The sequence below is a fragment of the Lyngbya sp. CCY1209 genome, from assembly GCF_055795065.1.
On record NZ_JAYFER010000150.1, the window covers coordinates 1 to 9588 of the forward strand.

The window sequence follows — 9588 nt, forward strand, 5'->3', positions numbered from 1 at the left end:
TGGCTGGTGCAAACCTGTCAGGGCAAGTCGGATCGTTGAAGGAAGAATCTCCGTCGCTTTAGCGCGGGGAGTGTCAAGAAGGACTCATATTGTAGTGATGCCCGTTTCAGGGGATTGAGTTAAATTGAAACAGAGAAACCTGATTTTGACCCGGATCAGCACTCAGACCGATCGCCGCCGATGATTAAGAATTGATAGAAAATGGTGAAACGCTGCTGGCTACTTTTATGCGCGATCGCGCTGCTGGGACTCCTCGGTGGCTGTGGCGGATATCCGCGGCTACTCAATATTCCTTTCAACTCCGGGGGTACCGCCCCGAACTCCCCCCAGGCGGAGATGAGCCCCAAAATTTCCGGGCGATATCTGATTTTCGCCTCCGATCGCCTCAACCGCCAGGATATCTACCTCTACGACCGCGAAACCGAAGAATCGATCGACCTGCCGGGGCTCAACGCGATGGATGCGATCGCCTCGCACCCGGCCATTTCCGAAGATGGCAACTACATCGTCTTCGCCTCCACCCGGGGCGGACGGTCCGACATCTACCTCTACAACCGCCAAACCCGCCAGTTGCGGAATCTCACGGCCAACCTCGACGCCCAAGTTCGCCACCCCACCATCGACACCGAAGGCACCCTCATCGCCTTTGAGTCCAGCCTCAACGGACAGTGGGATATCGTCGTCTACAACCGATTCGGCCAAGCTTTAAACGTGCCGCTCGCGCCACAGTAATTGGGCAAACGAGGAAAATCTCAAATTCCCCGCAGTTCGGCGCGGCGGGCAATAGCCGATTCGATCGGTATAATTTTATTTAATCTGTCGCGATCGATTTGAGATTCAAACCCGATCGCCACTCTTGCGATCGCCTGTTCGGAACGAACCGCCATTGTAGTTGCATCCACTTGTTCAGCGGAAAGTGGTAGACCCGCCCCACTTTCTACCCCGGCGACCCATTCAAATGGAGAGGGGGTACCCAGCGGGAAAAATTGATGAACTCCACCCCCCTGCACTTCCTCACCTCCGGACTCTTGGCCGTCGTCGCCAGCTCAGGTGCGATCGCCGTCGCCCAGGCCAGTCCCCCCGAATTGACCGCCGCCCGTTCCGGTTCTCCCGTAGCCAAATCTGCTCAATCTGGCATTCTCCTCGCCCAGGATATTGTCGAACAGATCAATATCAAAGTTTACGAACAGGCCAGCCCCGCCGTCGTATCCATCGATACGGAAAAAACCAACGGCAGTGGCACAATTATCAGCGCAGACGGGATGGTGCTCACCAACGCCCACGTCGTCTCCCAGGGCGGCGAAGTGGAAGTTACCCTCTCGGACGGCAGCAAGGCGATCGCGGACGTGGTAGCCTACGGGGAAAACGGGCTGGATCTGGCCGTCCTGAAAATTCGCGATGCCCGCAATTTACCCACCATCCCCATCGCCCGCCCCGGGACGATCAAAGTGGGACAGCGGGCCTTTGCGATCGGCAACCCCTTCGGCCAATTTCAAAACACCTTCACCGTCGGCATCGTCAGCCGCATCGACCCCGATCGCAATTTAATCCAGACGGACGCCGCCATCAACCCCGGCAACTCCGGCGGTCCCCTCCTCAACAGCAAGGGGGAACTGATCGGGGTGAACACCGCCATTTTCACCCGGGGCCGGGGTGGCGGCAACATCGGCATCGGCTTCGCCATTTCCGTGGACAACGTGCCCCCCTTCCTGCAGGCAGTCCGGGACGGACGCGCCCCCCAGACCCCCCAACAGCAGCGTCCCGTCATGTTCGGCAACGAAGACGCCGAACAACTGGAATTGAATGGCCCGGAAGTGACGGGGAGACTCGAAGAAGGGGACAGCGTGCTGCCCGTCGATGAGAGTTTTTACGATCTTTATATGTTTGAAGGAGAGGCGGGCCAGCGGGTGATCCTGGAAATGACCAGCCGCGAGTTCGACCCCTATTTGATTTTGATGGATGCGGAGGGGGCGGAACTAGCCCAGGACGACGACAGCGGGGGCGACAAAAACGCCCGCATCGAAGTGACGTTGCCCGAGAGCGGCATTTACACCTTTTTGGCGAATTCCTACGAAGCGGGACAGTCGGGGACTTACCAGTTGCGGTTGCGGAGTGCGGATGACGACCCCCGGGCAACTGAGCCGCGCCGTCTCATCTTGCAGGAAGAGGGCGTGTTGGAGTCGGGGGATTCCGTGCTTCCTTCGGATGGCAGCCTGTACGACGAGTATACGTTTGAAGCAGAGGCGGGGCAGTCGGTGACGATCGATCTGGAAAGTTCGGATTTCGACCCCTATCTGGCTCTATTCGGCCCCGACGGCCAGCTCGTCGGAGAAAATGACGATGTGAGCGAGTCGAATCGCAACTCCCGCCTGATCGTGACTTTGCCGGCGACGGGTCTATATCGAGTCGTCGTGAATGCTTATGATAGTACCGGTCGAGGTGAGTACCTGCTCAGAGTCCGTTAGGGTAACATCGAAAAATCGCGATCGCCCTGCCCGGTTCTGTCTGTAGACTGTTAACGTCCCTTACTGTCTTCCCGTGTGAGGTAATTTATGCACGTCAAATTTTGGGCCGCCAGCACCAGCTTGCTCGCGATTGTGCCCGTTTACCTTCTACTTTCACCCCCGTCCGCGATCGCCCGAGAGTTCCGCCTGACTCAAGAACCGGAAGTCCCCGAGGATATGGAACCCCTCGAACCGGAAGCGTCTCCGGATGAAATGGAGACTCCGGATGATGAAATGGAGACTCCAGATAACATGATAACGCCGGCACCGGAATTTCCGCCCGAGCCGGCAGAGTCGCCGGAACCGATGGAGACTCCCGAACCGGCGGAGTCCCCGACGCCGGGAATGATTCTCGAAGAGGAGGGCGTGTTGGAAGAGGGGGACTCGGTTCTGCCCGCCGACGGCAGCTTGTACGACGAGTATACCTTTTCGGGACAGGAAGGACAGACCGTCACCATCCGCGTCGAAAGTTCCGAGTTTGACACCTATCTGGCCTTGTTCACCCCGGACGACGAATTGCTCGAAGAACACGACGATATCGACGAAACCAATACCAACTCCCAAATCACCGTCACCTTGCCGAGTACGGGGATCTACCGCGTCATCGTCAACGCCTACGACGACCAAGGCCGGGGCGAATATTTGCTCCAAGTCAGTGAAGCTCAGTAGTCGCTGGGGCCCAAACCCCGATTCCCCGCCGGCTTTCACCCCAAATTCAACATCTGTGGCGGCGGGAGTCGGTATTAGGGAATCAGGGAAAATCAATGATTTGACAGCTCTCAGCGCAAACCCAGCCAAGTCCACAGATCTTGGCCGGTGAAAAATTCCAGCAACAGCAGAATCACGAATCCCACCATCGCAAATCGCCCGTTGATCTGTTCGGCGTAGGATGTCCAACCGAAACTCGGTTCGGGTTCGGCGGGGGGGGTTGGGGTCGGCTGTTCGGTGTCGGAAGGGCTCGGGGAAGTCATGCTCTCAAATCCTGATCGTCAATTCAAAAACATCTGGGGTGGGAGTCGGGAGTCCAAAGATTAATTGTCAATTATCAATTGTCAATTGTCAATTTTTGAGGGTTTCTCCTGTTCCAAACGTTGCACCGATTCGATCAGCGATCGCACGGTTTGAGTCCCTTCGGAGGGTTCAAAGGAGAGGGGGAATTTGCCCCGCAGCACCATGCGGAACCCGAGGGGACCCAGACTCAGGAGGCCCTCGAGATCTCGCAAGTAATTTCCGACCACCATCAGCCCGAATTTCCGCTCGTCAACCCATCCCCCCTGCTTCACCAGGTCGATCATGACTTTGCGGTGGCGGATGGGGCGGCTGTCTCGGGCTGTCTTGCGATCGAGGATTTCCCGCTTGATCTTGCCGATCTGATCCATCGGTGCGACTTCCATCGGACAGACGGTGTTGCAGTTGTAGCAGCGGGTGCAGCCCCAAACCCCCCCGATACCTTCGTTGTAGTTTTCTAAGCGGGCTTCGGTGCGATCGTCCCGGGAGTCGAGCACCATCCGCTGGGCTTTGGCGAGGGCGTGGGGGCCGACAAAAGCCGGGTTCACCTCCCGGGCGTTGCATTCGGAGTAACAGGCGCCGCAGAGGATGCAGTTGCCGTTCTGGTTCAGACTTTCCCGCTCCTCCGGACTCTGGAGAAATTCCCGTTCCGGGATTTTGCGGGCTTCCGTACTGACGTAGGGTTCGACGGCTTCCAAGTTGTTCCAAAAGTCCGCCATGTCCACCACCAAATCTTTGATCACGGGCATATTGCCCATCGGTGCGACGGTGAAGGTGGGGATGGAGTCGTCGCCGTCGGCGTCGGAATTGGCTGCGGCGATGCGTTCGAGGCGGTTCAATTCGGAACTGACGTTTTCTTTGCAGGCCAGGGCCGATCGCCCGTTAATTCGCATTGAGCAACTGCCGCAGATGGTGTTGCGGCAATTTTTGCGAAAGGCCAAGGTGCCGTCCTGCTCCCACTTGATCCGATTCAGACACTCTAAAATGGTCGTTCCCGGATCGACATCCAGGCGGTAACTTTGAACCCGCGGCTCCGTATCTTTAGTTTGTCGGATAATATTAAACTGAACTTCCATATTCTCAACCCCGAGGTCTTCCTTACAGTATAGGCAAGGCCGGTCAAAAAAGCCAGCCTCGCCACCGCCCTCCCAAACATTAGGATAAAATTAAATTTTCCCCCGATTTGGAGGGAAAATTTTTAACAATTCATTAACAGGTGGCGGGGGATGCCCTCAACAATTAAAAATCAACAATCAATCATATCAAATCCGATCAAATACTCGAACATCGGGCAACCCTATAAGGTGGCCCCCACGGGAAGCCCCTCCCCCCTTACAAAGGGCGGTCAAACCGGCGGATCTGATCTAATTCCCTCTCCCAAAAGAGAGAAAATTGCAACCCAAATTATTAATTATTAATGGTTAATTATTAATGGTTAATTAAGGTTCGTCTTCGTACTCCACCCAGGAATTCGGGGTTTCCGAAACCATCACTTTCAGGCGGACACCCTCCGGGACACGCTTCTTGGTTTCGTCGTAGATAAACTGGGCGATCATTTCCGCCGTCGTCTCGTACTTCGGTGGCAGGATGTCATTCAAAACGCCGTGATCGAGTCCGCCTTTTTCCATATCTCGCTTCGCCCAACGCAAGCTTCGGAAGTCCGCCACCATCACCGGATGGGGACAGTATTCTGAGGTGTGAAGTTGGTTGGATGTCGCTTCGACTCGCACTTTATAGGTATGTCCGTGGAGGCGACCACAGGGGCCGTCATAATCTTTGATATAGTGGGCGCTATCGAAGGTAAATTCAGTGGTCAGCTTCCATTTTTGCATTGGCAAATCGCCCCCCCAGGTGGCTCTAAAATCGGAAAACTCCAAAACCTATACTATAGCAAAAAAATTTCATGAGTGCATCAACTCCCATGTCCCGGCGATTGATTTTAGTGACCGGCCCGGCGCGGTCGGGCAAAAGTGAGTGGGCGGAAATGTTGGCCCAAAATGCGGGAAAGCGGGTGGTTTACGTGGCGACATCGCGGACGGACCCGACCGATCGCGAATGGTGCGATCGCATCCGAGTGCACCGCGATCGCCGTCCGCCCGACTGGACAACGTTGGAAGTGCCGGTGGAATTGGCGACGGCCATCGCATCGACATCGGCGCCGGATACCTGCATTTTAGTGGATTCTCTGGGAACCTGGCTGGCCAACCTGCTGGAGTGGGACGAACCTCGTTGGGAAAATGCCGTCGAAGAATTGTTGGGGGTGTTGTCGCAGGGGACAGGGGAAGTGATTTTGGTGGCGGAGGAGGTGGGTTGGGGGTTGGTGCCCGCCTACCCCTCGGGGCGGGTTTTCCGCGATCGCCTCGGGGGGTTGGTGCGTCGGGTGGGTGCTCGCGCCGACTCGGTTTATCTGGTGACGGGGGGCCACGTTTTAGATCTGACTCAATTGGGAACCCCCCTCCCCTGTGAGATGATTCCCATCGGGTTGCCCACGGATCTCACGGATCAATTATGACCGATATCACTGGCTACATCCCAAAAATTATTTATTCTAAACATAGAGTCGAAGATAGCCGCGATCGGGAACCCTCAGTTACGAACGGCCGCGACCGTGCCTTTTCAGGTGAATTGGACTCCGCGATCGCAGTCAAAAAAATGTCGCAAAATCTATGTATCAATCCAGAATCTCAGCGTCCGGGTCCGAAACCCAATCTTTCCCAACCCAGGAGAAACCGAGCCATGAACAAAATTTTGGTCATCGAGGACAATCGCATTTTATTAAATAGTCTCGTCAAGTTGCTCAAATGCGAATCCTTCGAGGCGATCGGGACGACAAAAGGCCAAACCGGACTCGAACTCGCCCGCACCGAAAAACCCGATTTGATCCTCTGCGATTTGATGATACCGGACTTGGATGGATACGCGATTTTGGAACGGATCAGAACCGATGAAACGACGGCAGAAATTCCTTTTATTTGTCTGACGGGGGCGAGCGATCGCGCCTCGCTGAGACGGATAATGGAGTTGGGTGCCGACGATTATCTCACCAAACCCTACAGCAAATCTGAATTGCTGGGGGCGATGCAATCTCAATTAAAAAAACGGACAAGAAATCGAATTTTAAATATCCCATATATTCACCCAAATTTACCCTCTATTGATGTTAAAATTTTTCACGATAATTTAACAAAAATTGATGCCAAAATTGGCTTACAAGATAGATTTAATTTGCTGCTATTAAACCATTTTAAACCAGGTCAAAATATCCCGATCGCATTGTTAAGCTTGGAGCGGTTGGAGGAATACAAAAACAGTTTCGGTGCGGAGTGCAGCCGGTTATTATTCGAGGGGGCGATCGCACGAATAGTTTCCCATTTGGGCGACACCGGAAGCATCATCTGGTCGAATGGCGAACAAATCGGAATCCTCTTATCTCCGGTATCGAACCGACAAGAAGCGGCTGAAAAAATTCGAGAAATTCTGGCGATCCTCGCCGAACCATTTTCCCTGTTGAATTATCACCTGGGAACCGGCGGATGTGCGGGAATGGCGTTCTATCCCGGAGACGATCGCAGTTGGGAACGGATACTGGGAAAAGCAAATATCGCTCTCCACCACGCCAGACAGCAGCCGAGTCCCCGTCCCGTTATTTATACCGACGATCTTCTCGTCAATACCAAAGATCGCCTCATGTTAGAAAGCGATCTCCGCCATGCTTTGACGGAAAACGAACTCATCGTTTACTATCAACCTCAACTGGATTTGTCCACGGGAATGGGGATGAGTGCAGAAGCATTAGTCCGCTGGAAAAATGCCAAGCGGGGCTTGGTTTCTCCCGGAAAATTTCTCCCCCTCGCGGAAGAAACGGGTTTGATTATCGAGTTGGACAACTGGATGATCGAGGAGGTGTGCCGACAGGCGAAAATTTGGCAAGATCGGGGGTTCAATATCTCCGTTTCGGTCAACTTGTCAGCCTTACAATTTTGCCAACGCAATCTCTGCGATCGCGTGGCAGAAATCCTGGAGGAAACCGGGCTCAATCCCGAAAATTTAGAATTGGAATTGACCGAAAGTGTCCTGGTGGACGATCCCGAAGGTGCGATCGCGACCTTGCAGGAACTCAAAGCCTTGGGAGTCCGCCTTTCTTTGGACGATTTCGGGACGGGTTATTCTTCCTTGAGTTACCTGCAACAGTTCCCCTTCGACATCCTTAAAATTGACCGCTGCTTCATTCACAACGTCTCCGAAAATCCGAAAAACGCCGCGATCGTTTGCAGTATCATTCAACTCGCCCACACCCTCGGATTGAAAGTGATCGCCGAAGGAGTCGAAAACGAAGCGGACAAGCTGTTCCTACAAAATCACCGCTGCGATCGCATTCAGGGATACTGGTTCAGCCGCCCCATAGAAGCCGACGCTTGGGAACAAATGCTGTATCAAAATTGTGCTTAAATAAAGTTGAAACGGACAATTGTGGTGTGAGAAAAACCCAACTGTGGGGGCAAACCGGTTGCCCCAATTATACTAGCAACGATAAGTGATGTCAAAAATTTTATCCATTCCGACCCAAAATTTACCGACAGCAGGCGATCGCCCGTCCCAAATCTCGATCCACCCCCCCACCCCTTTTTTGAGGGACAATCTGACGCGAATTTTGCCGGAGTGGAATTCCGACGAAATCCGGGTGGTTGTCCGATTGCAGCGATCGCGATTTCCCCTCACCAAAAGCACTCCGGAAATTGAAGCGGAAAAACAACAATTGCGCGATCGCTTTTTAAACTTCGCTTTTGAGGTCGCATCTGAACTGAACCGACGGGGTTGGATGACCGATATCATCGACCCCAAAACCGGCTATCCGATGCTATCAAAACCCGGCGAATTGCACCACAGCGACGCGGCAACCGTCGCCACCTTGTTAAACTTTCCCCTCCAGCGGGGATTGTGTTCCCTCGCCCTCCATCCCGACTGGGGAAGTGCCCTTTATCCGGGGGTTTTCATGTCCGCGGCACCGAGCGATCGCATCGCCGAGGTCATTTCGGCAGTGCAAAATAAATTAATATAAAATGATTTGTTGTTGCCCTTGGGCCCATCGGGGGCTAAAGCCCAACAACGAGCGAAATTTGAGGAGAACGTGGACAATACACTGCTGATTGCCGGGACGGATACGGAAGCTGGAAAAACCGTTTTAACCAGCGCTTTAATTGCCTATTGGAAAACCCATCGAGACTCCCGCCGTTTGGGCGTCCTGAAGCCGCTACAGTCGGGAATGGGCGATCGCGAACTGTATCGCGACCTATTTTTTCCCGACGAGTCCTTGGAAGCGATCGCACCCCTGCATTTCCAGGCGCCGCTGGCTCCCCCCTTGGCTGCGGAGCGAGAAAATCGTACCGTAGAGTTGGAAAAAGCCTGGTCCGCCCTCAACCACCTGCGGCAAAGCCGGGATTTCGTGCTGGTGGAGGCTTTGGGGGGGTTGGGATCTCCCGTCACCCGGGAACTCACCGTCGCGGATTTAGCCCGGGACTGGCGGTTGCCGACGGTGCTGGTGGTGCCGGTGCGACTGGGTGCGATCGCCCAGTCGGTGGCGAATGTGGCCCTCGCCCGCCAGTCGGGCGTCAACCTGCGCGGCATCGTCCTCAACTGCGTCGAACCCCGCACCGAAGCGGACATCGACAACTGGACTCCGGCCGATCTGATAACTCCCCTGACCCAAATCCCGATTTTGGGCGTCCTCCCGTATTTGGACAATCCCAAGGACGTGGAACAATTGGCCCGGGCCGCCGCCGGTTTGGAACTCGAAGCGCTGCTGCCGCCGGGATAGGACGGGCGCAACCCCCGCCCGGTCTGGGTTTGGGAAAAATCCAAAAAAATTTTCCCAAAGGGGTTGACTTTTCCGAAAGGAGCCACTACTATTGTTAATTGTGCGAGAGAGGAAAGCGCAACGGCGCACTCTCGAACCCAGCGAAAGATTTTAAAGCTTTCCTGGTGCCTATGGCTCAGTGGACCCACACCGATCCATCTCGAACTCGGATGTGAAACGCTGAAACGGCGAAGATACTTGGCGGGTAGCCGCCTGGGAAAA

11 protein-coding genes and 1 rRNA gene are annotated in these 9588 nt (G+C 54.6%); 8 read left to right on the forward strand and 4 right to left on the reverse strand.

Annotated features, from left to right (window positions below; all coding sequences use genetic code 11):
• Positions 1–201 precede the first annotated feature (201 nt).
• On the forward strand, positions 202–732 hold the full coding sequence (locus AC0QHF_RS01870; RefSeq protein WP_324702485.1) for a TolB family protein: 531 nt from the start codon (positions 202–204) through the stop codon (positions 730–732).
• Positions 733–752: 20 nt separating this feature from the next.
• On the opposite strand, the gene AC0QHF_RS01875 is transcribed toward AC0QHF_RS01870, so the two are convergent.
• The gene (locus AC0QHF_RS01875; RefSeq protein ID WP_324702486.1) at positions 753–902 is read right to left on the reverse strand and encodes a hypothetical protein; all 150 of its coding nucleotides are present in this window, start codon (positions 900–902) and stop codon (positions 753–755) included.
• 87 nt (positions 903–989) lie between these two features.
• Here AC0QHF_RS01875 and AC0QHF_RS01880 point away from each other — a divergent pair, with 87 nt between their 5' ends.
• Together AC0QHF_RS01880 and AC0QHF_RS01885 are read left to right on the forward strand one after the other, a co-directional pair.
• Complete coding sequence (locus AC0QHF_RS01880) at positions 990–2465, forward strand: DVUA0089 family protein (protein ID WP_324702487.1); 1476 nt, start codon at positions 990–992, stop codon at positions 2463–2465.
• An 87-nt stretch (positions 2466–2552) separates the two neighbouring features.
• Positions 2553–3173: a PPC domain-containing protein gene (locus AC0QHF_RS01885; protein WP_324702488.1), complete on the forward strand. Its 621-nt coding sequence runs from the start codon at positions 2553–2555 to the stop codon at positions 3171–3173.
• Between the two features lie 110 nt (positions 3174–3283).
• Here the strand turns inward: AC0QHF_RS01885 and AC0QHF_RS01890 are convergent, their stop codons facing one another.
• The 3 genes from AC0QHF_RS01890 to AC0QHF_RS01900 form a co-directional block, all read right to left on the reverse strand.
• Entirely contained in the window at positions 3284–3475 is a 192-nt protein-coding gene (locus tag AC0QHF_RS01890) for a chlorophyll a/b-binding protein (protein WP_324702489.1), read from the reverse strand.
• An 81-nt stretch (positions 3476–3556) separates the two neighbouring features.
• A complete protein-coding gene (locus tag AC0QHF_RS01895) occupies positions 3557–4588 on the reverse strand; it encodes a succinate dehydrogenase/fumarate reductase iron-sulfur subunit (RefSeq protein WP_324702490.1) in 1032 nt (343 codons plus the stop codon).
• A 363-nt stretch (positions 4589–4951) separates the two neighbouring features.
• On the reverse strand, positions 4952–5344 hold the full coding sequence (locus AC0QHF_RS01900) for a 6-pyruvoyl trahydropterin synthase family protein (protein ID WP_324702491.1): 393 nt from the start codon (positions 5342–5344) through the stop codon (positions 4952–4954).
• Between the two features lie 71 nt (positions 5345–5415).
• On the opposite strand from AC0QHF_RS01900, the gene cobU reads away from it, so the two are divergent.
• The 5 genes from cobU to rrf form a co-directional block, all read left to right on the forward strand.
• Positions 5416–6024 (forward strand): bifunctional adenosylcobinamide kinase/adenosylcobinamide-phosphate guanylyltransferase, encoded by a 609-nt coding sequence (cobU, locus tag AC0QHF_RS01905; protein ID WP_324702492.1) that lies wholly within the window; start codon positions 5416–5418, stop codon positions 6022–6024.
• Between the two features lie 224 nt (positions 6025–6248).
• A complete protein-coding gene (locus tag AC0QHF_RS01910; RefSeq protein ID WP_324702493.1) occupies positions 6249–7961 on the forward strand; it encodes an EAL domain-containing response regulator in 1713 nt (570 codons plus the stop codon).
• Between the two features lie 88 nt (positions 7962–8049).
• On the forward strand, positions 8050–8571 hold the full coding sequence (locus AC0QHF_RS01915; RefSeq protein ID WP_324702494.1) for a methylmalonic aciduria and homocystinuria type D protein: 522 nt from the start codon (positions 8050–8052) through the stop codon (positions 8569–8571).
• Between the two features lie 69 nt (positions 8572–8640).
• On the forward strand, positions 8641–9327 hold the full coding sequence (bioD, locus tag AC0QHF_RS01920) for a dethiobiotin synthase (RefSeq protein ID WP_324702495.1): 687 nt from the start codon (positions 8641–8643) through the stop codon (positions 9325–9327).
• A gap of 160 nt (positions 9328–9487) precedes the next feature.
• A 5S ribosomal RNA gene (gene rrf / locus AC0QHF_RS01925) occupies positions 9488–9588 on the forward strand; the annotation flags it as partial.

Coding starts and splice junctions, on each gene's coding strand:
- AC0QHF_RS01870 (WP_324702485.1), top strand. CDS start 202: ATGGTGAAACGCTGCTGGCTACTTTTATGCGCGATCGCGCTGCTGGGA.
- AC0QHF_RS01880 (WP_324702487.1), top strand. CDS start 990: ATGAACTCCACCCCCCTGCACTTCCTCACCTCCGGACTCTTGGCCGTC.
- AC0QHF_RS01885 (WP_324702488.1), top strand. CDS start 2,553: ATGCACGTCAAATTTTGGGCCGCCAGCACCAGCTTGCTCGCGATTGTG.
- AC0QHF_RS01890 (WP_324702489.1), bottom strand. CDS start 3,475: ATGACTTCCCCGAGCCCTTCCGACACCGAACAGCCGACCCCAACCCCC.
- AC0QHF_RS01895 (WP_324702490.1), bottom strand. CDS start 4,588: ATGGAAGTTCAGTTTAATATTATCCGACAAACTAAAGATACGGAGCCG.
- AC0QHF_RS01900 (WP_324702491.1), bottom strand. CDS start 5,344: ATGCAAAAATGGAAGCTGACCACTGAATTTACCTTCGATAGCGCCCAC.
- cobU (WP_324702492.1), top strand. CDS start 5,416: ATGAGTGCATCAACTCCCATGTCCCGGCGATTGATTTTAGTGACCGGC.
- AC0QHF_RS01910 (WP_324702493.1), top strand. CDS start 6,249: ATGAACAAAATTTTGGTCATCGAGGACAATCGCATTTTATTAAATAGT.
- AC0QHF_RS01915 (WP_324702494.1), top strand. CDS start 8,050: ATGTCAAAAATTTTATCCATTCCGACCCAAAATTTACCGACAGCAGGC.